At 62.6% G+C, this 25,728-nt stretch carries 18 protein-coding genes and 1 pseudogene; 9 read left to right on the forward strand and 10 right to left on the reverse strand.

Annotation, left to right across the window (positions count from 1 at the left end):
• Nucleotides 1-6: 6 nt before the first annotated feature.
• The 3 genes from DSM100685_RS05180 to DSM100685_RS05190 form a co-directional block, all read right to left on the reverse strand.
• Nucleotides 7-1,485, reverse strand: coding sequence for a hypothetical protein (locus DSM100685_RS05180; RefSeq protein ID WP_152350296.1), 1,479 nt, complete (start codon nucleotides 1,483-1,485; stop codon nucleotides 7-9).
• Between the two features lie 895 nt (nucleotides 1,486-2,380).
• A complete protein-coding gene (locus tag DSM100685_RS05185) occupies nucleotides 2,381-3,694 on the reverse strand; it encodes an ATP-binding protein (RefSeq protein ID WP_152350297.1) in 1,314 nt (437 codons plus the stop codon).
• A gap of 734 nt (nucleotides 3,695-4,428) precedes the next feature.
• Nucleotides 4,429-5,853 (reverse strand): CCA tRNA nucleotidyltransferase, encoded by a 1,425-nt coding sequence (locus tag DSM100685_RS05190; protein WP_152350298.1) that lies wholly within the window; start codon nucleotides 5,851-5,853, stop codon nucleotides 4,429-4,431.
• A gap of 85 nt (nucleotides 5,854-5,938) precedes the next feature.
• Here DSM100685_RS05190 and DSM100685_RS05195 point away from each other — a divergent pair, with 85 nt between their 5' ends.
• The 5 genes from DSM100685_RS05195 (at nucleotide 5,939) to DSM100685_RS05215 (ending at nucleotide 14,426) form a co-directional block, all read left to right on the forward strand.
• On the forward strand, nucleotides 5,939-6,682 hold the full coding sequence (locus DSM100685_RS05195; RefSeq protein WP_152350299.1) for an NUDIX hydrolase: 744 nt from the start codon (nucleotides 5,939-5,941) through the stop codon (nucleotides 6,680-6,682).
• Nucleotides 6,679-8,904 (forward strand): DUF6049 family protein, encoded by a 2,226-nt coding sequence (locus DSM100685_RS05200; RefSeq protein ID WP_152350300.1) that lies wholly within the window; start codon nucleotides 6,679-6,681, stop codon nucleotides 8,902-8,904. The genes DSM100685_RS05195 and DSM100685_RS05200 overlap by 4 nt, the downstream gene beginning before the upstream one ends.
• Complete coding sequence (murJ, locus tag DSM100685_RS05205; RefSeq protein WP_152350301.1) at nucleotides 8,901-10,799, forward strand: murein biosynthesis integral membrane protein MurJ; 1,899 nt, start codon at nucleotides 8,901-8,903, stop codon at nucleotides 10,797-10,799. The genes DSM100685_RS05200 and murJ overlap by 4 nt, the downstream gene beginning before the upstream one ends.
• Nucleotides 10,796-13,009: a protein kinase family protein gene (locus DSM100685_RS05210; protein WP_152350302.1), complete on the forward strand. Its 2,214-nt coding sequence runs from the start codon at nucleotides 10,796-10,798 to the stop codon at nucleotides 13,007-13,009. Before murJ ends, DSM100685_RS05210 begins: the two co-directional genes overlap by 4 nt.
• 199 nt (nucleotides 13,010-13,208) lie before the next feature.
• Nucleotides 13,209-14,426: an NAD(P)/FAD-dependent oxidoreductase gene (locus DSM100685_RS05215; protein WP_152350303.1), complete on the forward strand. Its 1,218-nt coding sequence runs from the start codon at nucleotides 13,209-13,211 to the stop codon at nucleotides 14,424-14,426.
• Nucleotides 14,427-15,174: 748 nt separating this feature from the next.
• On the opposite strand, the gene DSM100685_RS05220 is transcribed toward DSM100685_RS05215, so the two are convergent.
• Together DSM100685_RS05220 and DSM100685_RS05225 are read right to left on the reverse strand one after the other, a co-directional pair.
• Nucleotides 15,175-15,909, reverse strand: a complete 735-nt coding sequence (locus tag DSM100685_RS05220) for a nucleotidyl transferase AbiEii/AbiGii toxin family protein (RefSeq protein WP_152350304.1) — start codon at nucleotides 15,907-15,909, stop codon at nucleotides 15,175-15,177.
• A gap of 59 nt (nucleotides 15,910-15,968) precedes the next feature.
• Nucleotides 15,969-16,682: a helix-turn-helix domain-containing protein gene (locus tag DSM100685_RS05225; RefSeq protein WP_152350305.1), complete on the reverse strand. Its 714-nt coding sequence runs from the start codon at nucleotides 16,680-16,682 to the stop codon at nucleotides 15,969-15,971.
• Nucleotides 16,683-16,929: 247 nt separating this feature from the next.
• On the opposite strand from DSM100685_RS05225, the gene DSM100685_RS05230 reads away from it, so the two are divergent.
• The 4 genes from DSM100685_RS05230 to DSM100685_RS05245 all read left to right on the forward strand — a co-directional run bounded on the left by DSM100685_RS05230 (nucleotide 16,930) and on the right by DSM100685_RS05245 (nucleotide 19,783).
• The gene (locus tag DSM100685_RS05230) at nucleotides 16,930-17,388 is read left to right on the forward strand and encodes an Hsp20/alpha crystallin family protein (RefSeq protein ID WP_152350306.1); all 459 of its coding nucleotides are present in this window, start codon (nucleotides 16,930-16,932) and stop codon (nucleotides 17,386-17,388) included.
• 375 nt (nucleotides 17,389-17,763) lie between these two features.
• A complete protein-coding gene (locus DSM100685_RS05235) occupies nucleotides 17,764-18,369 on the forward strand; it encodes a hypothetical protein (protein WP_152350307.1) in 606 nt (201 codons plus the stop codon).
• A gap of 101 nt (nucleotides 18,370-18,470) precedes the next feature.
• The gene (locus DSM100685_RS05240) at nucleotides 18,471-19,082 is read left to right on the forward strand and encodes a hypothetical protein (protein WP_152350308.1); all 612 of its coding nucleotides are present in this window, start codon (nucleotides 18,471-18,473) and stop codon (nucleotides 19,080-19,082) included.
• 56 nt (nucleotides 19,083-19,138) lie between these two features.
• On the forward strand, nucleotides 19,139-19,783 hold the full coding sequence (locus DSM100685_RS05245) for a hypothetical protein (RefSeq protein WP_152350309.1): 645 nt from the start codon (nucleotides 19,139-19,141) through the stop codon (nucleotides 19,781-19,783).
• Nucleotides 19,784-19,840: 57 nt separating this feature from the next.
• Here the strand turns inward: DSM100685_RS05245 and DSM100685_RS05250 are convergent, their stop codons facing one another.
• The 5 genes and pseudogenes from DSM100685_RS05250 to DSM100685_RS05270 all read right to left on the reverse strand — a co-directional run bounded on the left by DSM100685_RS05250 (nucleotide 19,841) and on the right by DSM100685_RS05270 (nucleotide 25,688).
• Complete coding sequence (locus DSM100685_RS05250; RefSeq protein WP_152350310.1) at nucleotides 19,841-20,599, reverse strand: ABC transporter permease; 759 nt, start codon at nucleotides 20,597-20,599, stop codon at nucleotides 19,841-19,843.
• A gap of 6 nt (nucleotides 20,600-20,605) precedes the next feature.
• Nucleotides 20,606-21,292 (reverse strand): annotated as a pseudogene (locus DSM100685_RS05255) (ABC transporter ATP-binding protein); the annotation flags it as partial.
• A 383-nt stretch (nucleotides 21,293-21,675) separates the two neighbouring features.
• Nucleotides 21,676-23,109, reverse strand: coding sequence for a ParB/RepB/Spo0J family partition protein (locus tag DSM100685_RS05260; RefSeq protein WP_152350312.1), 1,434 nt, complete (start codon nucleotides 23,107-23,109; stop codon nucleotides 21,676-21,678).
• A gap of 10 nt (nucleotides 23,110-23,119) precedes the next feature.
• Nucleotides 23,120-24,160 (reverse strand): ParA family protein, encoded by a 1,041-nt coding sequence (locus tag DSM100685_RS05265; RefSeq protein WP_152350313.1) that lies wholly within the window; start codon nucleotides 24,158-24,160, stop codon nucleotides 23,120-23,122.
• A gap of 727 nt (nucleotides 24,161-24,887) precedes the next feature.
• The gene (locus DSM100685_RS05270) at nucleotides 24,888-25,688 is read right to left on the reverse strand and encodes a 16S rRNA (guanine(527)-N(7))-methyltransferase RsmG (RefSeq protein ID WP_152350314.1); all 801 of its coding nucleotides are present in this window, start codon (nucleotides 25,686-25,688) and stop codon (nucleotides 24,888-24,890) included.
• Nucleotides 25,689-25,728 lie beyond the last annotated feature (40 nt).

The following is a 25,728-nucleotide window of genomic DNA, read 5'->3' on the forward strand; positions in this document are numbered from 1 at the left end:
GGAATTCTAGGAATCGCCGATCACCATCTTTTGCGTGCTGTTGGGATTTTCACCGATATTCGAACGCAATACGCCCACTATCGCGGCGATCTGCGTGCCCGGGGCGACCGCGCCGAAGGCATCCTGCCCGTTCTCGTATCCAACCGTCAGTTCCCGCTGTGCCTTGGAAAACAGCTTGTTCGACGGATCGAACATCGACTTGCCCAGCGTAAAGGGGCGCTTGAGCCACTTCATGTCGACCGCGCCATGATAATCGGGCGGCCTCGTGACGATGATGTGCGCCCAATCGTTGTTCGCGTACGCCCAGCCCTTGGCGGCTCCCGTGGCCGCATCCTCGGTGGTGTCGTCGCGTCCCTTGCCATCGCCCGGCTGCGTGCCGTCACCGTTGTTGGGCAGGGAATCCGGTTCCGGCGCGACCGTCACATTGCGCAGATGCAGGTCATACGTGTTCGACGTGCCGATCGGGGCGTCGTTCCACTTCATGGCCGGGAACTTGAAGGTGAGTTTCATGTCGCCGCCGGTGCCGTTGAGCGTCACGGTACGGCCGTCCGCCGAAGCCTGGATCGTGCCGCCACTCTTCACGCCCCACACCACGCCGGACGGCAGACTGGACGCATCCAGCGTGGCCGACCACGGCACGTTCGTGGACGCGCCCTTGGTGCCCGAATACCCGGGGTGCGCAAGCGTCTTCGCCTTGATCGTCAGCGTTCGCTCCGAAGACTCCTGCCCCTCCGCAAGCGACATGTCCAGCTGGTCCTTGTCCGGTTCCAGCACCGTGCCCGGATCGCCCAGCACCAGATCCACGCGTGGGGCGGACACCACCGTGACCGGATCGACCGTCCTCTGCCAGTATGGGTCTGCCGTGGCGCTCCCCTTGCGTACCGAAACGGTGAATCCCTGATCCTCCTGCACGCTGCCGGAAGTGTCCTGGGCGCGAAGCACCAGCACCTGGCGGATGGTCTCGGTGGCGCCCGCACGGATGCTGTATGTGCAGGTGTTGGTCTTGCCGTCCCAGCTCGTCGTCACAATGTTGCCGGCCACGCACACGCTGCCAGATTCAAACGCGAGGTATTTGCCCAGATCCGAATACGTCACGTATACGTCGCGCTTGCCGGCTGCAGAGAATGCGATGGTCTGTTCGTAGGTGACGGTGTCGTTGGAGCTCACCACGCCGTCGGTGGGGGTGTCGTCACCGGGAGCGAAGCCGTTTTTGGAGTTGACGAAGGAGGCGTTGTTGGTGCCGTGACCGGTGCCGTCTGCGAGTTTGGTGATGGAGAGATCCGCATAGGGGTTAACGGGGGCGGCCTCGGCCACCGACGCGGTGCCGGCGACGACGACGGATGCGATCATGGCGGTGGACAGCATGGCGCCGAGCATTCGGGAAATCAGGCTTTTAGCGGGTGTACCCCCCCCAATTTTCCATACCTTTCGGTCATCGCAGCCTCCTCGCCGTTCAGCTCTCTTCCATGGATGCTTACGGGTCATTCCGTCGGAGCATCCGGTTACTACGATAACCCCCGACTTCCCTTTATGGAATCCCCGTCGTTGCCCCCTTTAAGGGTGGATTGCTGACAGCTCACGGGAAGCTTACGGGGGAACTTGCCGAACATTTCGTTGATATTTCGCCGATGTTTGATGGTTCGGATCAATGCTGACCGATACTTAGTGGAACGGCATCAGGATGGCCTTGGTTACGGATGGCCGATCAGCATATGGACAGCGCGGGCCGTCGAGGGAGCTTCGCATTCCCGGATTTTATGGCTTCGGCAAGAGCGCCTTCATCTTCTCCCCTCCACAATGCTGCGCGGCACGGAACGCCAAGGATCCTTCGGCAGCAGCTCGACGGTTTCCACCCAAGATAACGGGAAGAATTGGACCGCCTTCGACCAAAGTGGCCAACAAGCTGACCGGCGAGATGACTAATGAGGGGCGCATTGCCCTCCGCTCTCCCGTCCGGTCTCCCTTCCGATTGACAAACTTCGGGGCATACTTCCGGGCATATTCCCGGGCGGATTGGCGGAATGACGGCGGCGGGAGACCGCATTCCCGCGAAAATTTGCCGGCGGACGCGGACTGCCGACCACGGAAGAGGGACATTCCCCAGAGGAAGGCTGGAATTCCGCCGGCCATGCAGACAATACCCGCATTCCGTGGTCGACCGCAGGGCACACCTGGCCACGGAAGAGGGGAATTTCCACGCCCAGCCCCGGCATTCCGCCGCTCAAGTGGGGAATACCCGCTTCCGTGACCGATCACGGGCCGCGACCAATCACGGCCAGCCCCGACAACGGAAGCAGGAATTACCAACCGCGAGAGCTGGAATCCCGCCCATCGGCCGGGAAAAATCACGCTTCCGTTGTCACGACACCAGAGACGTCGACTATTCGTTGCTCAACAGTCCAGCCATGTAAATCGGCAGATATGTCACCTTGTCCTCCACCGACACATTGCACGGCCCGAACACATAGCCGCCGTCGAGGTGATAATCGACCTGCGCAAGCACATTGTCCATCGCACGATGCCGCTTATACGACTTGCCCGACTTCACCTCGATCGGCACGACCACGTCATTGCGGTCCTGCACCAAAAAGTCCAGCTCGCCCCATTTCTTGCTGTTGAAATAGTACAGGCCGAATCCGTGCGCACTTAGCTCCTGCGCCATAGCGTTCTCATAGATGGCACCATAATTGACGTCGGGATTGCCATCCAACACATCCAAGGAAGTCTTCTTCAGAAATGAGCTTGTCAGCAGTCCCACATCGTTGTAGAACAATTTGAACAGATTGCGTTCCTTGCTCATCTCCAGCGGTACGCACGGCTCATTCACGTTGTATGCGGCGATCGTGACCCCGGCCGCGACAAGCCAATCGAAGTCCGCCGCCACAGCTTTGAACCTCAGCCCTTTATCGATCTTGGAGAACGTGAACCGCTTATTGGCGTTGTTCAGCTCGCTGGGCACCAGATCGTAAATGCTGCGGATATGCAGCCTGTCTTCCTTGCGCGCATACTTGCTGATGTCCCGTCGATATTCGCGCTTGATGTTCTCCTGAATAGTCCGCACATCCGAGACGCTGCCATTGGCGGCAAACGAAGCGACGGCGGCCGGCATGCCACCGATCACCAGATAGTTGGCATACAGATCCATCAGCCGATCATGGATAAACGAGTCCACAGGTTCACGTCTGACGAAATGGTCATGAAGCATGGCAAAGACGTCGGCGCCTACGCCACGCGACCAACAGAATTCCTCAAAATCCAGCGGATACATGTCCACTTCGGTCACATAGCCAACCGGCACGGAGCGAACATCCTCAAGCTCCACGCCAAGCAGCGATCCGGACAGGGCGTAATCAAACCGTCCGTCGTCCACAAGAAACTTGATCGCCGTGACCAATTCCTTGCACTCCTGTACCTCGTCGAAGAAAATCAGGGTCTTGCCGGGCACCAGTGGTGTGTTCACGGCCAATTCAAGACGCATAAGCAGATTCTTCGCATCACGGGGAGTGCTGAACAGCGAGACCAATCGCGGGTTTTCAATGAAGTTCAGCTCGGCCACATGATCGTAATGGCTTGCGGCGAAATGACGGATGATGTACGTTTTGCCAATCTGCCTGACTCCCGTGACCAACAGCGCCGTGCGTTGGGGAGCCGCATGCCACGCCTCGAGCTCGCGTTCAACCTTCCTGTTCAGCATAAGCACCTCCTGTTGCATTTTCTAACCGGATTTGGACAAATGAATTGCATTTTCCAACCGAATTTGGTTGTAGGTGATTGCATTTTCCAACCATCTGAGAGAGAGTTTCGTTGCATTTGTCGGCTGAGAGGGCGTCGTTATTCTAGGCGAGCGCCGCTACTCCATTCAGGACGACGAAGTGGGCCAAGTTACACCCGGACGCCAATCGGCAAACTTTCGGGCATATTACCGGGCTGATTGACGGAATGACGGCGGCGGGAAACCGAATTCCCCCGGAAATTTTGTCGACAGATGCGGACCGCCGACCATGGAAGAGAGACATTCCCACAAGAAGGATTGAAATTCCGCCGGTCATGAAGACAATGCACGCATTCCGTGGTCGATCGCAGGGCACATCCGACCACGGAAGAGGGGAATTTCCACGCCCAGCCCCGGCATTCCACCGCTCGAGTGGGGAATACCCCGCTTCCGTGGCCGATCACGGGCCGCGGCCAATCACGGGCAGCCCCGACAACGGAAGCGGGAATTTTCGCCCACGAAGGTCGGAATCCCGCCAGCCGGCCGGGAAAAATCACGCTTCCGTTGCCCGCGCACGAGTGCACGCCCGATTTCTGACCTCATACACGGGATAGCAAGCCCACCGAGCCGTCCGAGAATGGCGGAATGCCGGCACTCGAACGGCAATTTTCGGCGTTCTTTGCCGACGCGCTAGGTCAGAAATCGAAAGCCACCGCCTAGGCCTGCGGCGAGACCTCCGCGTACCAGCGGCGCAGCTCGGCGACGGCCACGTCGTGGTCCACCGGGCCGTTATCGAGGCGGTACTCGAGCATGTGCTTGTACGCGCGGCCAACCATCGGGCCGGGCTTCAGGTCCAGCAGGGCCATGATCTCGTTGCCGTCCACATCGGGGCGGATCGCATCGAAGTCCTCCTTCTCCTTGAGGTCCTTGACGCGCTGCTCCATCTCGTCCATCGCGGAGGCGAAGATCTGCGCCTTGCGCTTGTTCTGCGTGGTGGCGTCGGCGCGGGTGAGGCGGTTGAGACGCTCGTACAGATGACCGGCGTCCTTGACGTAGCGGCGCACGGCAGAATCGGTCCAGGGCTCGTCCACATAGCCGTGGAAGCGCAGGTGGAGCTCCACCAGATCGCTCACGTCGTCGATGATGTGATGGTCGAAGCGCAGGGCCTTGAGCCGCTTGCGCGTGAGCTTGGCGCCCACCGCGTCGTGATGGTGGAAGCTCACCTTGCCGCCGGGCTCGAACCGGCGGGTCTTGGGCTTGCCGATGTCGTGCATCAGGGCCGCGAGGCGCAGCGTGAGGTCGGGCGCGGGCACGGGGCCGTCGGGGCCGGTTTCCAAGGCGACGGCGCGGTCGAGCACGATCATGGTGTGCTCGAAGACGTCCTTGTGGCGGTGGTGCTCGTCGAGTTCGAGCTGCAGGGCGGGGATCTCCGGGAACACGCGGTCGGCGAGGCCGGATTCCACGAGGGCCTCGACGCCGGCGCGCGGACGGTCGGACAGCAGCAGCTTGACCAGTTCGTCACGCACGCGCTCGGCGGACACGATGTCGATGCGGTCGGCCATGCGGCAGATCGCCTCCGCGGTGTCCGGCGCGATGCGGAAGCCGAGCTGGGCCACGAAACGCACGGCGCGCATCATGCGCAGCGGGTCGTCGTCGAACGACTGCGACGGGTCGACCGGAGTGCGCAGCACGCCCTTGGCGAGGTCGTTGGCGCCGCCGAACGGATCCACGAATTCGAGCTCGGGCACGCGCAGGGCCATCGCGTTGACCGTGAAGTCGCGGCGGGACAGGTCGCCTTCGAGCGAGTCGCCGTAGTTGACCTCCGGCTTGCGGGAGTCGGGCTCATAGGTGTCGGAGCGGTACGTGGTCACCTCGACCTTGACCTCGGTGCCGTCCGGGCGGCGGCGCATGGCGCCCAGCGTGCCGAACTTGCGGCCCATGTCCCAGAAGCCGTCGTGGCCCCAGCGGCGCAGGATCGGCTCGAACTGTTCGGGCCGCGCGGATGAGCAGAAATCCAGATCGTGGGACCGCCGGTGCAGCAGCAGGTCACGCACGGGCCCGCCCACCAAGGCGAGCTCATACCCGTGTTCGGCGAACATTCGTCCCAATTCGATGGCCTCAGGCCAGACTTCGAAATCCACTCGATCCCTTTCACAGCCGTTTTTCTGTGCGCATACCAGCATACCGTTACCCCACCTGCACACAGAATTGAGTAAGGTGGGAGGCATGATTACGCCCGCAGACCTTGCACGCATGCTTTCGCGTGCCGCCGATGATGCGGACGACCATACCCAAATGCCGTCGCACGGCCCCGAGGAGCCGAGCAAGCTGATGTACAGCACGGCCACGCCGAACGCCGGATTGTCCGCCTCGATCGGATCGATCGTGCTGGGCGAGGACGAGACCGAGGAAGCCCCGGACTCGGACGCCGTGACCATGGCCATGCGTTCCTCGAACGCGCCCACCCCGCGCATGATGCCGCAGCGCCGCTCGCAGGACACGCCCGCCACGTTCGCCTCGCTGGACGCGCAGGAGCTGCCGGTGGTCCGCGAGTATTCCGCCGGCGGCCTGATCTTCGACGAGCGCGGCCGCGTGGCGATCATCGCCCGGCATTCGCGCTCCGGCCACCTTGAGTGGTGCCTGCCCAAGGGGCACATCGAGAAGGGCGAGACCCCGGAGCAGACGGCCGTGCGCGAGGTGCACGAGGAGACCGGCATTCTGGGCGAGGTGATCGAATCGATCGCCACCATCGACTACTGGTTCACGGGCACCAGCCAGCGCGTGCACAAGCTGGTCCACCACTACGCCCTGAAGCGCATCGGCGGCGAGCTCACCGTCGAAGGCGACCCCGACCACGAGGCGGAGGACGCCATCTGGGTCGACTTCCGCGATCTGGACGACGTGCTGAGCTACCCCAACGAGCGAAAAATCGCTTGGCTGTATGCAAGGAAAACCAAGAAACAAGCATGAGAAGACGACCATCCCACGCCCCTAGCCGCGGCCTTGCCGGTCGCGTGTGCGCCATGCTCGCGGCTCTGATCCTCGTCGTCGTGCCGACGCCCGCGCTGGCCGACGACGGAGCAACCGGCACCGGCACGTCAGGCACCGGCACCACCGGCGCAACCACCACGACCACCGCGCCCTGCGAAAACGCCGTGTGCATCACCGCCACCGCGCTCACCCCCGTGGTGACCGCCACGTCCGGGTATCAGGCCACCGTGACCGTGACCAACGCCACCGCGCAGGACATCGCGCAGGCGACGCTCAGCGTGGCCACCAACGCGCTGTACACGTTCAGCTCCCGCGTGGACATGCAGGCGTGGGCCGAGGGCGAAACCAACATCCCCACGCGCAACGTGCTCGGCACCGCGGCCATCGCGAACCTCGCGGCCGGTTCCAGCGCGCAGGCGCAGGTGACGGTCCCCGCGGACAGCGACCAGCTCAAGGCGATCACCACATGGGGCCCCAAGCCGCTGCGCATCAGCCTCGACTCGGGCGCCAAGGCCACCAACGCCTCGCTGTGCAGCTTCCTCACGCGCTCCACGGACGGCCTGCGCAGCGCGGACACCCCGCCGCTCAAGATCGTCATGGCCATGCCGCTGACCGCCGGCTCGTGGAACATCGACCCCACCGCGTTCAAGGCGCTCGTCTCCGGCGACGAGTCCGCCAAGATCCAGGCCGATTCGATCGCCGCCTCCGACGCCGACCAGCGCGCCGCGCAAACGCAGCTCATCGCGCAGCACCCGGATTTGCAGGTGGTGGCGGATCCCTCGTATCTGGCCACGTTCGGCTCGTCGGTGCCCTCCGTGGCCGCGACCATGCAGAACGGGTTCTTCGACATCACCGCGGCCGGCACGCAGACGGATGCGGACTACGACGCCGCCGGCATCACCGACGACGATTGGAAGGCCGAGGCGGACGACGCCGTCGCCTGGCAGGGTCAGGGCGCGTGGACGCTCGAGGCCCTCACCCGCGCCGCGCGTCAGGGCTACACCACCGTGATCGCCAACGCGGACTTCGAATCGTCGTCCACCGCGGCGGCCCACACCGGCGTGTACGACGTGCCGACCGAGGCGGGCGACGTGACCGTGCTGGCCTCGCAGACCACGCTCACCCGCCTCGCGCAAAATCAGGCGTCGTCGCAGAACGCGGCGGCGGAGACCACGGAGGCCGGGCAGATGGCCCGCTTCGTGGCGCAGAGCGCGTTCTACCAAATGGAGCAGCCGTACGCCGACCGCATTCTGCTCGTCACCTTCGCGCCCGGCATGAGCGCCGATCATGTGTCGCGCATGATGAGCGCGATGGAGGAGGCGTCCTGGGTGTCGCTCACCGACCTGAGCGAACTCACCACCGCCGACGCGTACCGCAGCGGCAACCGGGCCGTGCAGGCGCTGCCGCAGGAGTCCGGCGTGAACGAGCAGACGACGGCCGCCATGCGCGACGCCCTGTCCGCGCTGGCCACCGCACGCTCGGAGATCAACCGCTTCGCCACCAAGGTGCTCGTGGCCAATTCGGTGGCCGCGGACGATTCGACGGCCACGCCCAGCGGCTCGGCCTCCGCCTCGGCCAGCGCATCGGGCACCCCGTCCTCCGCCGCCACGTCGGACACGCAGGCGCTGGCCCGTCAGGACGCGGCCGCCACCGCGCATCGCGGCGACGACGCGAGCAGCTGGATCTCCCAGCTCAACGCGGCCCAGCACCGCCTCGCCACGCTCGCGCTCGACGGCGCCGCGCTCAACCACGATCTGGCCACGCAGTCCAAGGGCCTGAGCGACGAGTTGTTCCAGGGCATCTCCATCTCGCCGTCCGATTCGATCAACGTGGTGAGCGAAACCGCGCAGATGCCGGTCACGGTGAGCAACAGCCATGATTTCCCGGTGCGCGTGACCGTGTCCTCCAAAACCGACTCCATGCAGATCGTCACCTCGCGCGAGGTGGACACCGTGGTGCCGGCGCACGGCGAGGTGCAGGTCACGTTCGCGATCCGCGTGCTCACGTCCGGACGCGCCACGGCGCATCTGGCCCTGCAGGACACCGACGGCGACGAGTTCGGCGCCGCGCACGAGACGCACATCTCCAGCCGTCTGCAAATGAGCGACATGAGCGGCATGGCGATCGTCGTGCTGGCCGTGATTCTGGGCCTGTGGGGCCTGTGGCGGCAGTTCCACCGAAAGAAGGACCCCGACGAATGAGTTCCGTAGGCCGTAATTCGATGATCATGGCGGTGGGCACGTTCGCCTCCCGCATCACAGGCCAGATCCGCCAGATCCTCCTCGCCGCCGCGGTGGGCACCACCGGCATCGCCGCCATGGCGTACCAGACCGGCTCGCAGATTCCGCAGGTGGTGTTCAACCTCATCTCCGGCGGCATCTTCAACGCCGTGCTCGTGCCGCAGATCGTGCGCGCGCTCAAGCAGGAGGACGCGGAGGACCGCCTCAACAAGCTCATCACCGCCGCGATCACGCTGCTCATCGTGGTGACGGGCGTGATGATGGCGGCCACGCCGTTCGTCACGCAGCTGTACGTGAATTCGAGCTGGGACGGCGAGCAGCGCGCGCTGGCCAACGCGTTCACGCTGTGGTGCATGCCGCAGATCTTCTTCTACGGTCTGTACACGGTGCTCGGGCAGATCCTCGCGGCCAAGGAGCGCTTCGGCCTGTACGCGTGGAGCTCGGTGGGCGCGAACGTGATCAGCTGCGCCGGCTTCGGCGTGTTCATCTGGATGTTCGGCAACGCGGCCCGCCAGCCCGTCTCGTGGTGGACGAGCGACAAGATCGCGTTCACGGCCGGCACGTGGACGCTGGGCGTGGCGTTCCAGGCGGTCATCCTGTTCGTGCCGCTTATTCGTCTTGGTTTTCATTATCGACCGAGCTGGGGGCTGCGCGGCATCGGCCTGCGCTCCATGGGACGCGTGGCCGTGTGGAGCATGGCCCTTGTGGTGCTCAACCTGCTCATGGGCATGGTCAACTCGCAGGTTCTGACCGGCGCGCCCACCATGGCCGGAGACCCGCACGGCGTGGCCGGCAACGCCTCCTACCAGTACGCGTATTCGCTGCAGATCCTGCCGTATTCGCTCATCGCGGTCTCCATCGCCACGGCCATCTTCCCCAAGCTGTCCAAGTCGATCAGCGAGGGCGACTACGACACGGCCCGCAACGACCTGAGCTCCTCCCTGCGCTCGATGAGCCTGGTGATGATGTACTTCACCGTGGTGCTCGTGCTCATCCCGGCGCCCATCACCATCGCGCTCGTGCCGTCGATCAGCTACGACGAGGTGCTGCTCATCGCCGCGCCGCTCATCGCACTGTCGCTCAATCTGGTGCCGGTGAGCTGCCTGCTGCTCATCCAGCGCACGTTCTACGCGTTCGAGGACGGCAAGCGGCCGTTCCTGTTCGCGCTGCTGCAGAACGGCGTGCAGATCGCGCTGCTGCTCGCCGCCATCGCCGTCTTCCCGCCCAAGCACTGGGCCACCATGGTCGCGCTGGCCGTGTCGCTGTCGTACGTGCCCACGCTGCCGGCCATCTACGTGATGCTGCGCAAGCGCTTCGGCGGCCACCTGGACGGGCACCGCATCGCCAACACGCTCGTCAAGTCGCTGGTGGCGGGCGCGGCGTCGTTCGCGGCGGGATGGGTGTGCCAGTGGGCGCTGCAGCTCGCGATGCCGTTGGACGCCCCCGACATGCACGCCGCAAGCCGGTGGGTGCTGGCCGTGGTGGTGTGCGCGGTGGTGTCGATCGTGGCGGCGGCCGTGTACTTCGCCGTGCTGAAGCTGCTGCGCGTGGAGGAGCTCACGGCGCTGGGGGCGATCGTGGCGAAGTTCCGCAGGCGGCTGCCGGGCGGGGGCCGACGCAGCGGACATGACGGGCAGACCGGACGCGACGGGCAGACCGCCGAACGCACCGGAAACGGCGAAGGCAGCCGAAAGGCCCGCACGGTTTCCAGCAGGATCGATGACCGGACGACCGGCGGAACGGCCGCCGAAACAGTCGGCAAAACAAGCCGGGGGACGGACACCCCCAACAGTAGAATGAGCCAAGTGCATGAACAGTCTTCAACGGCTGTCGGGGACAAGGAAGAATGGGTATGATGACGCCGCAACCGGGTGATGTGCTGATCGACCGATACGAGCTCGTGAGGGCCTTGCGCCGCGAGCCCGGCATCGAGGCGTGGCGGGCCAACGACCATGTGCTCGCGCGCGACTGCCAGCTGTTCATCGTCACCGACCCGGCGTCCGCGTCGCGGGTCAGTGCGCTGGCCTCCGCGCTGGCGCTGTCCAAGAGCCCCCGCTTCACGCCGGTGTTCCAGATGCACTCCATCGACGACGTGGCCCTGCTCATCACCGATCTGGACGCGGGCATCTGCCTGACCGACTACCTCAACGGCCCCCACCGCGATACGCTGAGCCTCGACGCCATGCGCGTGATCCTCGGTGAAAGCGCGCTGGCCCTCCAAATGCTCATCTCGCAGCGTCTGGCCGACCGCGCGGTCACCACCGACGTGATCCGTCTGGACCGCAAGGGCATCAGCATCGCCGACGCCCCGGTCAGCCCCGCCATGATCGGGCCGCTCGTCCATCCCGACGACCCGCAGGACACCGCCGAAGCGCTGGCCGTCCGCCAGCTCGCCGCCGTACTGTACGCCATGCTCACGCGCGAACCGTACGAGCCCGATCAGACGTATCCGGCGGACAAGCTCATCGCCGTGCAGGACAAGCCGCACGACTTCTGGATCATCTGCCAGCGCGGTCTGGGCCTGCCGAACCCGGACGGCTCCACGCCCACGCCGATCTACACGCTCAACGAGCTCATCGCCCTGCTGGGCTATTGGAAGCCGCTCAACGAACTGACCGAGCGGGACATCGTCTGGTCCACCATTCCGGACGAGGCGTCCATTATCATCGGGCAGATCCGGCCTGTGGACCCCGAGGCCCTGCTCACCCTGCCGGACGGCGTGATCAAGCGTCCGGAGGATCCGTCGACGCGCGCCAAGAAGCCCGTGTGGGACGCCAACCAGCTGCTCTTCCCGGAGCGCGGCGAAGTCGAGATGATCAAGCCGCAGCATCACGGCGACGGCGACTTCCTTTCGGTGCTCGGCGATTCGGCGGCGTCCGTCATGCCCGTTTCGCGCCCCACGCAGGCCGTGGACGTGTCCGCGATCCGGCCGATCCAGATCAAGGACATCTCCGTGTCCCCGCTGCCGCCCGTGGAGCTGACGGGCTACAGCCACAGCCGCCACGACGATGCGACGCCGATCAAGCCGACGATATCGGATTCAGCGGCGGCAAGCACGGAGGACGCCGGTACCGCCGCGAACGCCGACGAGCATCGCTCCGAGGGACTGTCCCATTTGGTTGGCACTGGCTCGGCGGCTTCGGCCGCTTCCGAACCGAATCATCTGGCATATCTCGCCTCGTCCGGCAAGTCCGTAGCGAGCGAGGAGACGCGCATTCAGGAGCCCGTGGCCGTGGATCCGCCCGTGCAGCCGCTGCACGTTGAGAGCGCGCCGCCCAGTTTCACGCCCGGCGAATACGGCAATCACGGCGGCGGGACCGCGGCGGCCGGCGGGACCGCCGGCGCGTCCGCCGACGACATCAGCAACGATTCCAATTCGTACGTGTTCGGCCGCATCCGCACCCGTTCCTTCGCCATCGCGCTCGGTTCGATCGTGCTCATCATCGCGCTGGTGCTGTCCATGAACTATCTGGTCAACACCTCGTTCGGATCCTTCGGTTTCAGCGACCCACAGCCCGGGCAGTGGCCCACCGACCTTGCCAGCGCCCGATTCGACGGACGCGTGAGCCCGGAGGCCTCGTCGTCCACGTCGGCCGGGGCGTCGGCCAGCGCATCCGATTCCGCCTCCACGAACGATTCGGCAAGTGGCTCGACCGAAACGGCGGTGGACCATGAGGACCGCAACGTCTCCTCTGTGCCGACGCCCGCCCCCGTGCCCACGCCGACCAACACCACCGCCTACCCGATCACCACGCAGAGCTTCCTCAGCCGCCCGACCGGCCTCAACGGCTACGGACGCTACATTCAGCTGGACGCCCCGCATGACGTATACCGCGTGGACTTCCAGATCCGCCAGACCAGCGGCAGCGGTCAGGTGTTCGTGAACTCGAACGCGCAGAACCCGAACAACGGCACCGCGGTGGGCAGCTTCACCGTTGACGAGCAGGGCAACGCCTCCGTGACGTTCGACCAGCCGGTGAACACGCAGGAGATCGTGATCTGGTTCCCCACCCAGACGCTTCCCTCCGGCGGACGACTCACCTTCAAGAGCGTCTCCGTGTTCTAGCGGATTTGCGCCGCTTGCGGCTGACGGTCGATTGCATAAAGGCCCTGCATCAATGCACGATGCGGGGCCTTTAGTGTTGGCCGGCGCCATATCGTCGTTCGGGGGTGATCGTCGTTCTACGCGAAGCGCGTCCCTCCAGCCATCACCCCTCCGTGAAATCATCCGCCCCTCTAACCATTCACCTCGGTATGCTGGGTACATGACTGACTTGCATGACCAGACCAGCACCACCGAAACCGTCCGCGACGTCGTGATCATCGGCTCCGGACCCGCCGGCTACACCGCCGCCATCTACTTGGGCCGCGCGGGCTACAAGCCGCTCATCATCACCGGCGCCCTCATGCCCGGCGGACAGCTCACCAACACCTCCGAGGTGGAGAACTTCCCCGGCTTCCCGGACGGCGTGCTGGGCCCCGAGCTCATGGACCGCATGCGCGAGCAGTCCGAAAAGTTCGGCGCCGAGCTGCTGCACGACGACGTGGTGGCCACCGATCTGGCCGGCGACGTCAAGACCATCACCTGCGACGGCGGCGACGTGATCAAGGCGCGCGCGGTGATCGTGGCGACCGGCTCGAAGTACCGCAAGCTCGGCGTGCCCGGCGAGGAGGAATTCTCCGGTCGCGGCGTCTCGTATTGCGCCACCTGCGACGGATTCTTCTTCAAGGACCAGCCGATCGTGGTGGTCGGCGGCGGCGACTCTGCCATGGAGGAGGCGCTGTTCCTCACGCGCTACGGTTCGTCCGTCACGCTGGTGCACCGCCGCGACCAGTTCCGCGCCTCGCAGATCATGGTCGACCGCGTGATGGCCGATCCGAAGATCACCGTGCTCACCAACAGCGTGGTCAACCGCGTGCTGCCCGCCGACAATGCCAAGGACGAACAAGCCGGCACCGCGCAGGATGGCGCCGCCGGCTCCGTGAACATCGCCCCGGCTAAGAACATGCTTTCCATTCCGGGACTGAGCGCCCCTTCCACCTCCGCTCCCGCCGCCGAATCCGGCAATGGCAACGGCAATGGCTCCGGACTCAAGCTGAACATTCCCGGCTTGAGCAACGCGCTGGCCAACGGTCCCAGCCTCGGGATCGGCATCAACCCCAACACGGAGGCCGCCGGCTCGGACACGCACGCCGGCTCCGTGGAGCTGCGCAACACCGTGACCGGCGAGCTCACCACGATTCCCGCCCGCGGCATCTTCGTGGCGATCGGACACACCCCGTCCACTGAGTTCCTCAAGGGGCAGGTTGATCTGGATGCCGACGGCTACATCGTCGTCGACGGAGCCTCCACCCGCACGTCCACCGCCGGTGTTTTCGCCGCCGGCGACGCCGTGGATCGCGTCTACCGTCAGGCCATCTCCGCCGCCGGCATGGGTTGCCGCGCCGCGCTTGATGCGCAGGCCTATCTCGGCGAGGCCTGATCTCCGACATTCCCTATCGACTCCGCATCTCTGTCATCCTGAGCACCTACGAAGCGAAGGTTCCTCGCTTCCCCCCACTTCATTCGGAAGACCAAGGATCCTTCGGCTACGCCCCAACGGGCTCAGCTCAGGATGACGAAACGCGGGGGAACGGCGAGCCCTCCCCCTATACCTTTGCTACGCCGAGGCGGCAATTTCCCTCATAATGTTTCACGTGAAACACGCTCGATTGCATCACCTGATTGTTTCACGTGAAACATCAGTACTATCTACAACCGCATCATCACAACACAGACTTCCGAAAACGAGGCCGCACAATCAGCGCCCCGGTATAACACATCGGATTCACGATCCCTATAGAACAAATAGAACAGCCAAAAATCCCCCTAATCTATCCCCTTCAATAGACGACCAGCAGACTAGCGTACGGATAAACGGCATTGCTCCCGTGGAACTCGCGACACTCCTTCAAATTCTTCCGCGCATGTTTCACGTGAAACATATCCAAGAGCGGTCGCGAGGGTCATGGATTGACGAACCGCTCAGGTGAAGCGTGGCGCAAACACCCCACCGCGAAAACCGCCCGTAAAAACGTTGAAGGCCCGACCGATGGGGGGGTCGAGCCTTCAACGCGAAGAGAGGAAAGAAGGAAGAAAGGAAAGGGATTCAGTTATGTAGCAACCTTCCGGCTGCTGATACACAGTTAACCGCCCCAACCTCCACGTCTCCCCCGCGTTTCCCTGTGAGATCACTGAACGCCAAGCACATACTCCTCAACGCTGCCATATTTGCGCGGCATATCCAGCAAACGAGCCAAAATTCCCAATGTACGTTCCGCGCGCATGCGATGCCGCGGATCCAAAGTCCGGAAAAATTCAGGATGTCCCATAAGACCATCCCGCAAAGTTCGCACATTCTTTCGATCACTTCTGCTTCGGTTATTCAGTCGCAGCAATTCGCGTACTGGGTCATCAACCAAAGATGCCAAGACTGCGCAATCCTGTAAGTGACGCCCGACGTCATCTTGGCGCGCCTCTCTCCACGAAGCCGCCTTCATGAGCAACGCGCCCAGCAGATCCGGCATGCAGATTCGCGCTATCTCACCCTTCCACTCCAAATCCACAAACATGCTCCGAGCGACCGCCTTGCGGGACCCAGGCATACCGAGCATCTTGTATCCATTGAGCTCCGCACGCCGGCGCAGAAACGGCGACAAATGATTGTCAACCAGCAAGTCAACATTGCATGGTCCTCGGCGCATGCGCGTGGTGTACCCAGTCAACGTACCTTCGACGACCGCGAACCCCAATGATTGCAAATTATCGCGCACTTCCCTCACCGCATTGTGATGTACCAGCACATCAATCAGCAGATCAGCATCCTCCGTGGAACGACTTTCCAAGCCATGCATCATGGCATGCGCTTGTACCATCAGACCGCCCGTCAATCGCCATGATGTAGGATCATCCGTAACTTCGGCCAAATGGAAAACGGTTCCCTAAGGATGCGCATCGGATGGAATGCCAAGAATCGGAATGTCATTCATAGTTCCCCTCCTTTGAACTTATCCAACAATTCCCGTAAACAATTCCGCCCCGCCGAACGCTCTCGAAAATCATCGGACTGCGCAAGATCCACAGCACACACCGCAATGGGCATTGCCCCGATGCGTCGGCAATCACGGACCACATGCAACACCACATTACTGTCCGACATCGCCGCATCATCATGCGACAGCATATAGCGCTGTTCCAGAGACGCCAGCCGACCGACATCTGCATACGCTTCCACTCTGTCGGGGGAAACCAGTCCAAAATAATCGGCATTCGGACCGCACGCCGCAGACAGATGAATATCAGCATCCGCCTTCAGGCGCTGCGCGATGGACGGGCTGGCCCAATATCGACGAACCTCTGCACGCTTACGAGTGAGTCGGACAAGCGCATCCACATCGCACTCTCGTAGCACCTTCCCTATTGCGTAACGACGCTTGGCAGTCAGACCATCAGTATGTTCCCCTGAAAGCATCCACAGCGCAGCCATGGCACCATCCGACGTGAATAGGCGCCCTCGGTGTCCACGGTTGGGTTGAACGCTCAGCAATGAATCTTCGGTGATCAACAACGCGCGGCCTCCCCCATTCACCGCATGCAGATCATTGGCACGCGCCAGTGCACGCACACGCTGCACCGATATGCCAAGTTTCTGTGCGGCTTCCGCAGTGGTGTAAAGACGTTGCTCGCTATAAATCACCATACTCCAACTATACTTTTAAATATTTCCCAATCGCTATATTTGAAAGTATATAGTCATCAAATCATCTGTTCACCGTGGGTAAACTCCGGGAATGCCCGACGCCGGGAAGGGTTGGGAATGGTGCAAGGCAAAAGGCAGGAGCTCCGCGAGGGGTTCCGGAAACGGCCACGATAGATCGCCGCCCGCGAGGGTCGCGACCAAGCCAAACCGCTTCACTCCATGCATGCAGATGTGAGGAGTACCGATTATGGCAATGCTTCCGGCTTTGATGAACGATACGATGTTTTCCGACCTGTTCGATGATCCGTTCTTCGAGGGTTGGCGTACGGCCGCCAACAACGGCTCGATCGCCGCTTCCCCGATGAACATGATGAGCACCGACGTCCGCGAGACCGACAAGGGTTACGACGTGAACATCGATATGCCGGGCTTCAACAAGAACGACATCAACATCGAACTCAACAACGGTTATCTGACCGTGTCCGCCCGCAAGGACGAGCACAACGACGACAAGGCCTCGGATGGCAAGTGGATTCGCCGTGAGCGCTACGTGGGCACCTGCTCTCGCAGCTTCTACGTGGGCGATCAGGTGAAGGAATCCGATATTCACGCCTCGTATCAGAACGGCACGCTGTGCCTTGCGCTGCCGAAGATCGAGGCCCAGCCGCAGGTTGAGTCCAAGCATCAGATTGCCATTGAGGGCTGATTCTTCCCCATCAATCATCCATAGCGGAATTGCATAATCCACCATGCCGGCTGACCGCCGAGTGCCTCACGCTCCCCGGTCAGCCGGCATGTTGTGTTTTCGGGGGTCTTTCTCGGGCCTTTCCTGATGATGGCTTGCGATGGTATCCTTGAGGGACTACAGGTCTTTCACCATTGACGATTCGACGATGAATCGGTCATGACTCGGCTTCCGCTTCCCGGCCCAATCCACACCTACCGTATTTGCAAAGGCATCATCATGAACGGCAACACAGTTTCCCGATTGATTGTCCGGGCAGGTCGCGTGCTGTCGATCCTGCCCCCGCTACTGTTTTTGATCTCAGGCTGTTCGCCTAGTTCGTCGGGTAATGCGGAGGTGTTCGAGGAGGGCACGCAGATCGACCACTGGTCCTCCTACGAGGACCTCGTCGCGCAGATCCTCGCGGACGGCAAGGTCAGCCACGCCGAAACCGAACAGGCCATCAACGCCTTGGGGCAATGCCTCAACGAAACCGGCCTCAGCGGCACGCTCACCTACAACCTCGACACCTACCCGTGGTCCGAGCAGGACCTGTACGTGCCCGAGTCGATAGTCCCGACCCTCAGCGACGAGGACTTCAACGACCCGGCCAAGCGTGAATCCTACGAGACGAAGAACGCGGGACAGTACGAGGAGCGCATGGCGCGGTGCAACGTGTTCAATCCGGTGCGGGAGTGGGTGCTGTCGCATGCGGACTTCGCCTCGTACGAGAAGGCGCGCTATGACGCCCGGGTGGAGTGCATTAGGACGAACGCGCCCTCGTACGCCGACCGCATCAGCGATTCGTGGCCCCGCGGGGCCGAGGGGCTGCAGCGGCTGAGCGAGACGTTCACGCCGATCATCACCACGGACAGCGACTCCAGCGAGGACCTCAAAGGACTGACGGCGTGCATGACGTCGGCGGGCGAAAAAGTCATCACAATCGGCCCAGAAGGGCAATGATCATGACGACGAGAAAAGGGCTAAGTTCCCTCCCCTTGATCGGCGCGGCAACGGTGCTGATTCTCGCGGCGTGTGGTGGGCCGTCGCAGCCGGCTGCGGAAGTGTTTCAGGAAGGCAACCGCGTCGAGCAGTGGTCCTCCTACGACGACCTGGCGGACAAGATCCTCGCGGACGACGAGGTCAGCCGGGCGGAAACCGAACAGGCCATACGGGCCAAGGCGCAATGCATGCAGGAGAACGGCCTATCCGGCACCATCTCCTATGACCTCGACGTCTACCCATGGACGCACGGCGGCAGCTACGGCCCATCCGAATCGGTGTACCCGCCCGCCACCGACGAGCAGATGAACGACGACGCGCTGTTCGACGCGTACTTCGCCAAGGGGGAAGCGATCACGAAGGAGCGGCTGGCCAAGTGCGCCGCGTTCGACCGCGTCGAGCAGTGGGTCGTGTCGCACGCCGACTGGGAGGCGTACTCCAGGAAACACTATGAGGCCAGGGTGCAGTGCATCCGCACGAACGCGAAGTCCTATGCCGATCGCATCAATCCGAGCTGGCCGGCGGACTCCGACGGGATGCGCCAGCTCAACGAGACGTTCATGCCGCTGCTCACCCAGGGCGGTTCCGGCGCGGACTTCGAGGGTCTCAAAGGCTGCATGATGAACGCCGGCGGCGTCACCATACCATTCGGAGACGAAGCCACGGCCGATTAATACTCCGATTTCCCATCCGTCGCATCAACGGTATGCTGGGCCATGGGAGGCGGCATATGGAATCAGCAACGGACCGGCGACGCCACATCGGTGCCATTGCCCGTCGCATCGCGCTGTCACTCGCCGTTATATTCACCGCGCTGCTTGTGCTGATTCCTTTGGCGGAGCGCTTGGTGATCGGCGAGCCTGTATGGCCGCCACTGCACTTCCCCATCCCCGTCCTCATCCATGGAACCGTCGTCGACCTGCGTCTGATGCCGATTCCCGCGATCATCGCCTGGCTTGCATGGCTGGTGATCCGAATCAATGCGAAACCCGAGCACCGGGCGGCGAAGCCCGTGCGCGTTCTTGTCGCGTTGTTCGTCACCCTGCTGTTGCTCGTCGAGTCCGTCATCAGTGCACTGCCCTTCTTTGCCGTCGAACGCATGCACGTCCTTGCGCCGACCAGTCCGAACGGCTGCACCATCATCGCCACATACAGCAGCGCCTTGTGGTCATCCAACGGCGATTTCCTGATCGTCCCGCGCGGGCACATGGTGCCGCGGAGCACCGATGCCGGCTGGACGCATCGCGACGGTTCCGCCAACGATCCGTTCGGCGATCCGACATGGACGGTGACATGGAACGGCGACGACGCCACGCTGGTTCCCAACGACACCTATCTGGTGAGCACCTACCGCACACCTGTACATTGCGAATAGCGCCCATCCTACGACACTCCCCCGGCGACGCCGAGCAGAGATGTTTCACGTGAAACATCAATACCGCATGCGGATGCCATGCCTCCGCCCGTGACGCATGATGAGCTGGAACACCACATACCCGCCCAGCACGAAGGCAAGGGATTGTCCGGAGAGCAGCAGCCAATTCAGCACGGTCGGCGATTCGCCGTGGAGCACCGCACGCGACATGGCGATACCCGGTGTGATGGGGAGCAGTCGGCCGGCGGCGGCGAGAGGCATGGGCAGTTGTTCGACAGGCACCGTCACGCCACCCAGAAACATCATCGCGTAGCCAATGAGATCACACCACGACGCCGTTTTGGTGAACAGGATGGTCAACGACGCCATCACCATGGTCAACCCGAACAAGCCGGCGAACGTGATCAGCGCAATGGGAATCACCGGCCACGCGAATCCAACCGGGGCGCCGATGAGCAGAAAGAACGCAACGAGAAAGACCACATCGATGATGATGTTCACCACCGACCACGTCAGGGTTTTCACCGTGATTTGCGTCAGCATGGATGTCGGGCGCAACATGAGCTGAGTGAAGGTGCCGCTCTGCTTGTCGGCCGAAATGGAGACGCATGATTCGCTGATCAGCGTGGCGGCGGCATTCCAAAACAGAAAGCCCACCCAATAGGCGGGATCGCTGCCGAAATCGGTGGAAAACACGAACATGGCCACCACGATTGCGGTGACGATCATCGCGGACACATAACTTGAAAGATACACGCGCGTCTCCGCCAAATAGCGGCGCATTTCCGCGCGGTACAGAATCAGAAAAGCCTTCATCGAATCTCACTCCCCTTTCGCGTCATCGGCGAATATACGCAACAGCACCTGCTCCAGCGACGCATCGCCGCCGGCATTGCCATATGCGTCCATGAACGATGGGAACTCACCGGAAAACAGCACGCGACCATGTTCGATGAGCAGCACATCATCCGCGAACTGCTCCATCACCTCCGACTGATGCGACGTCATCATCACCGCCACACCCCGGCCGAGGGACTCCCGCACCACATCCAGAAAATCATGCTTGGCGACCACATCCAAGCCCAGCGTCGATTCATCCAAGAGCAGCACTTCAGGTTCGGACATGAGCGCGATCACCAGCGCCAATTTTTGCTGGGTGCCGCGTGACCAATCCCCCACGGGCTTGTTCATATGACGCCGCAGATCCAACAGATCCAGCAGACGCGCACAGCGACGTCTGGTCTCGCTCCGCCCAAACCCGTACAGCGCACCCTGATAGTCGAGGTTCTCCCAACCCCGCAAGCTCATATAGGCGAGCGAGCTGTCCTCCAGTACGGCGGACAGATGACGGTACAGCGCGCTGCCGTACCGGTCGATGGGCGCGCCATCGAACGTTACGGCACCGGCATCCGGCTGCAGCAGCCCGCACGCCATGCGCAGCAGCGTCGATTTACCGGCGCCGTTCGGACCGATGACCGCCGTAACACGCCCCGGCCGGAGCGCAAGACTCACATCCTTCACGGCGGGCACGCCGCCAAACGATTTCGACACGTGCGACAATGCCAACATGGGAAGTTCCCCTCTCCTCATCATCCCATCCGAATTCCAAACACTGCCATCATCTTATCCTTCTGGGTGCCGAAGAATAAGCCGCGGAATAATCGCGCACCAGCCATGGGCGCCAGACAGTCAGCTGCCCTCGGCTGGCTGCGGCTGGCCTTAGCTGGCCTTGGCTAGCTGCGGCTGGCCTTAACTGGCTTTGACTGTCCCGCAACCGACCATCCGGCAATCGGCAATCCCGTCCGGCAATCGCAAAAAGGGCGGGTGCCAAGCAAACAACTTGGCACCCGCCCTTCGATATGCGAATCAGCGGAAGTGAAAGAACAGCCTCGTCAGACCCAGCCGTCGGAAGCGGGGGCGTCGGGGTTGAGCAAGGCCATGATGCGGTCCATGTCCTCCGGGGAGGAGAAGGTGATCTCGATGCGACCGTGCTTGCGGGTGCCCTTGATGGCCACCTTGGTCTCGAAGCGGTTTTCGAGGCTCTGCTGCGCGGCGGAACCGGCCCAGATGTTGTTCTTGCGTTGGGCCTTGGGCTTGTCGGATTCCTTCTCGGCCATGGTCATCATGGCGACGATTTCCTCCGTGGAGCGCACGGACAGTCCCTCGCCAATGATGCGAACGGCCAGCTTCTCCATGTCCTCCGCGGACTCCAAACCCAGCAGCGCACGCGCATGACCCGCGGACAGTACGCCCGAGGCGACCTTCTTCTGCACGGCCGGCGGCAGTTGCAGCAGACGCAGCATGTTGGCGATCTGCGGACGGGACTTGGACACGGACTTGGCCAGCTGCTCCTGCGTGAGGCCGAATTCCTTGATCATCTGCTGGTAGGCGGCGGCCTCTTCCAACGGGTTCAGCGCCACGCGATGCAGGTTCTCCAGCAACGCGTCACGCAGCATGTCGTCATCCGCGGTGGTCTTGACGATCGCGGGAATGGTCTTGAGCCCCGCAAGCTGCGACGCACGCCAACGCCGCTCACCCATGATGAGCTCATACGGGCTGTCCATACGATCGGCGAACGCATTCTTGGATGTTTCACGTGAAACATCCTCACCACTCCCCTGCTTGAGGGCGGCCTTGGCGACCTGCGCGGCGGCGATCTGCGACTTGGGACGGCGGCGAACCACGATGGGTTGCAGCACGCCGACTTCCTTGATGGAGTCGGACAGCTCCATCAACTCATCTTCATCGAAGATCGTTCGCGGCTGATGGGTATTGGGGCCGATATCGGCCAGCTTGAGTTCGGCCAGATAGCCGCCCTCGACCGGCTTCAGCGGCTCGGCGGGGGCAACGGACGCGGCGGATGCGGATTCAGGTGCGTCGCCGGTGGCTTGGGACGATGTTTCACGTGAAACATCCGTAGTGGATCCAGCGTTCACGACCGACTGCACCGCAGGCACCGACGTGCGGACGTCATTGGCGCCAGCCCCCGTGGCGATATTGCGATTGTCCACCGTCGCCAGCAATTGGGCCGCAACCGAGGTGGCGGCATCGGAGGAGCTGTCACCGCCGAAGAACATATCCGCCGGATGAGTCAGATCACCCAATGCGGGAACGGCCGAACGCTTGATGCGACCATTGTTCTTCTTGCCGGTTGACGAAGAGGAGGCACTGGTCTTTTCCTTCTTCTTCGGAGTCACCGGAGATGTTTCACGTGAAACATCAGCGGCCGGGGCCTGTTCCCCGGTCTCCTTCCGCTCTTCATCATCACCGGGCAGCGTGGGAAACAGCGCACCGAGACCCTTGCCCAAACGCGAACGCGACGCCATCACTCAGCCCTCATTTCTTTGTATCCTGAATCAGCTGCAAAGCCGCTTCGGACCGCTGGGCGATCTCCAAAGCCGCTTCCCTATACGCCACGGCACCGGCGCCGTGCGGATCATATGCAATGACCGTCTGACCGAAGCTCGGCGCTTCGGAAATCCTCACCGAGCGCGGAATGGTGGTCTCCAGCACGATCGTGGGGTAATGCTCCTTGACCTCGTCGTACACTTCCTTGCTGAGCAGCGTACGGCGGTCGTACATTGTCACCAGAATCGTGGAGATCACCAGATGCTTGTTGAGCGTGGACTGGGCCAGACCGATGGTGTGGATGAGCTGGCCGAGTCCCTCCAGCGCGTAGTACTCCGCCTGAATCGGGATCATCACCTCGTGCGCCGCGCATAGGGCGTTGAGCACCAGCAGACCCAGACTCGGGGCGCAGTCGAAGAAGACATAATCGTAATGATCGCCGGTGCCGTTCAGAAAGACCGTGAGGGCGTCCTTGAGCAGGGTGTTGCGATGCGGCAGATCGGCCAGCTCCAGCTCGGCGCCGCTCAGATCAATGGAGGACGGCACGACTTCCAGCGTCGGAAAATCGGGGCACGGCAGCTTGATGTCCGCAATCCCCTTGCGCCCTTCGATCACGTCATACACGGACGGCTGGCCGGAGCCGTGCGGCACGCCCAGCGCCGTGGAGGCGTTGCCCTGCGGATCCATGTCGATGACCAGCACGCGCGCACCGGCCTTGGCCAGAGCCGCCGCCACGTTCACCGTGGACGTGGTCTTGCCCACGCCGCCCTTCTGATTGGCCACGGCGATGAAACGCGTCTTGGACGGGCGCGGATAACGGGTGGCGTCCAGCGTCTTGCTGCGGTCGTTCATCGACGACATTTGAAGCCCCAACGAAGACGCTCCATCGGAAAAAATACGCTTGATCACATCATCCGCGGACTCGAATTCGTCATCCGCATTCGACGATGTCACCTCGTTGTTCGCCTTCGTCACAAGACCTCCTCGCTTACACACAATACGCTCAAGTCTTGTGGAGTCACTGGACATTTATGGGGATAATCACCACTTCACACCGTTGTGCACATTGCGGTGGATATCTGTGGATAAGTGTGGACAGTTTTGCGACAGGAGCTGGGAACGATGCCAAAATGACGTCAGAAAAGCCTTGCAATTTCAAGGTTTTTCATCGATTCACCATCGCGGCCGAATTGCTTGTGGATAAGTGGGAGGACTCTCCACAATTGTGGATAACTTTTGGGGATCGGGTTATGCAGGACGGTGGCAGTTGGGTGGGAATTTCGAAGTCCTTGCGGCGGTCTGCGCGTCTGGATTGCATGCGAATTGAGGATCCTTCGACTTGCCGTGCTTGCTCAGGACGGCGGATGGTGCTCGATTGGGAATGCAGGGCGGTGTTGAGCACGATTAAGGGAAGGCCCCGGCTTCCCCGTCACCCAGAGGGAGTGGAGCGAGTGACGGTCCTTCGGCCACGCGCGGGTCGCGAAACGCTACGCTTAGGATGACGGAGAAGGGACAATTCAAAACGCCCCTGTGAAGCGCACCCATCCAAGATGTCATAACCGGGCTCTAACCAATGAAGCCTGATCAATAGACCTTGATCACTCAGCCGATGGAATCCCCCCCATAAAACCGGCCCCAAACCAGTCTGAAGATGAGATGACGGAATCGTTGTTTCACGTGAAACACATCAGGCGCTGTTTCACGTGAAACAACCGGCCCTTAAGGCCAATGCTAAAAAGAACAACCCGTCAATCAGTCAGCGCTTGTCCACCAGCACGACGTGCGTAGGTTCCAGCCCAGGCCCCACAGGAGCCTCCACCACGCGGGGATTGAGGCCGTGCGCCTTGGAAATCTCCTTGGCGGCCTTCTCGATCTCGGCCTGCGCACTACGCCCCTTCAGGGCCACCAGACGCCCGCCGGGGGTCAACAGAGGCAGCGTCCAGCCGGACAGCTTGGTCATCGGCGCAACAGCTCGGCACGTCACCGCCGCAAAACGGTCGGGCGCACCATCACCTGTCAATTGAGAATTATTCTCAACAACCTGCTGTGCATCACGCCCATCGCGTCGTCCGCCGCGTCCCCCGCGGCCACCGCGCTGGCGTCGAGAACCACCGCGCCTGCCGCCGGCACCGGCACCGGAAGCGGCGGTCATCTGCGCAATGAGCTCCTCGGAACGGGCGCGGCGAATGGTCACATTCTCCAGCCCCATGAGCTCCACGCACTCCCCCAGCCATTCCACGCGGCGCTCCATCGGCTCGACCAGCGTCACCGAAACATCGGGCAAGCATGCGGCCACGATCAGGCCCGGGAAGCCGCCGCCGGAACCAATGTCCGCGACGTTCTTGCGGGAAAATCCACTAACGGCATCGCGCACGAACGGCACGATGGCGGCGGAATTGAGGATGTGGCGCTCCCACACGATCGGCACGTCGCGCGGACCGATCAGGCCACGCGGCTCGCCTTCGGCCATGAGCTTGGCGTGGAACCGGGCCAGCGGCTCGTAGGCGTCGCCCAGAACCTCGCGAACGACCGGGGAACCTTCAAGCTCGTCGGTCACCGGCCCGTTATCGACCGGTTTACCGGCCGCAAGCCCCTCA

The organism is Bifidobacterium avesanii, assembly GCF_009299475.1.
In the GTDB taxonomy this organism is placed as follows: domain Bacteria; phylum Actinomycetota; class Actinomycetes; order Actinomycetales; family Bifidobacteriaceae; genus Bifidobacterium; species Bifidobacterium avesanii.

Excerpts from the sequence above, each read along its gene's own strand:
- DSM100685_RS05230 (WP_152350306.1), top strand. The coding sequence starts at position 16,930 with ATGGCAATGCTTCCGGCTTTGATGAACGATACGATGTTTTCCGACCTG.
- DSM100685_RS05200 (WP_152350300.1), top strand. The coding sequence starts at position 6,679 with ATGAGAAGACGACCATCCCACGCCCCTAGCCGCGGCCTTGCCGGTCGC.
- murJ (WP_152350301.1), top strand. The coding sequence starts at position 8,901 with ATGAGTTCCGTAGGCCGTAATTCGATGATCATGGCGGTGGGCACGTTC.
- DSM100685_RS05185 (WP_152350297.1), bottom strand. The coding sequence starts at position 3,694 with ATGCTGAACAGGAAGGTTGAACGCGAGCTCGAGGCGTGGCATGCGGCT.
- DSM100685_RS05215 (WP_152350303.1), top strand. The coding sequence starts at position 13,209 with ATGACTGACTTGCATGACCAGACCAGCACCACCGAAACCGTCCGCGAC.
- DSM100685_RS05260 (WP_152350312.1), bottom strand. The coding sequence starts at position 23,109 with ATGGCGTCGCGTTCGCGTTTGGGCAAGGGTCTCGGTGCGCTGTTTCCC.
- DSM100685_RS05225 (WP_152350305.1), bottom strand. The coding sequence starts at position 16,682 with ATGGTGATTTATAGCGAGCAACGTCTTTACACCACTGCGGAAGCCGCA.
- DSM100685_RS05210 (WP_152350302.1), top strand. The coding sequence starts at position 10,796 with ATGATGACGCCGCAACCGGGTGATGTGCTGATCGACCGATACGAGCTC.
- DSM100685_RS05195 (WP_152350299.1), top strand. The coding sequence starts at position 5,939 with ATGATTACGCCCGCAGACCTTGCACGCATGCTTTCGCGTGCCGCCGAT.
- DSM100685_RS05265 (WP_152350313.1), bottom strand. The coding sequence starts at position 24,160 with ATGTCCAGTGACTCCACAAGACTTGAGCGTATTGTGTGTAAGCGAGGA.
- DSM100685_RS05180 (WP_152350296.1), bottom strand. The coding sequence starts at position 1,485 with ATGACCCGTAAGCATCCATGGAAGAGAGCTGAACGGCGAGGAGGCTGC.
- DSM100685_RS05245 (WP_152350309.1), top strand. The coding sequence starts at position 19,139 with ATGGAATCAGCAACGGACCGGCGACGCCACATCGGTGCCATTGCCCGT.
- DSM100685_RS05250 (WP_152350310.1), bottom strand. The coding sequence starts at position 20,599 with ATGAAGGCTTTTCTGATTCTGTACCGCGCGGAAATGCGCCGCTATTTG.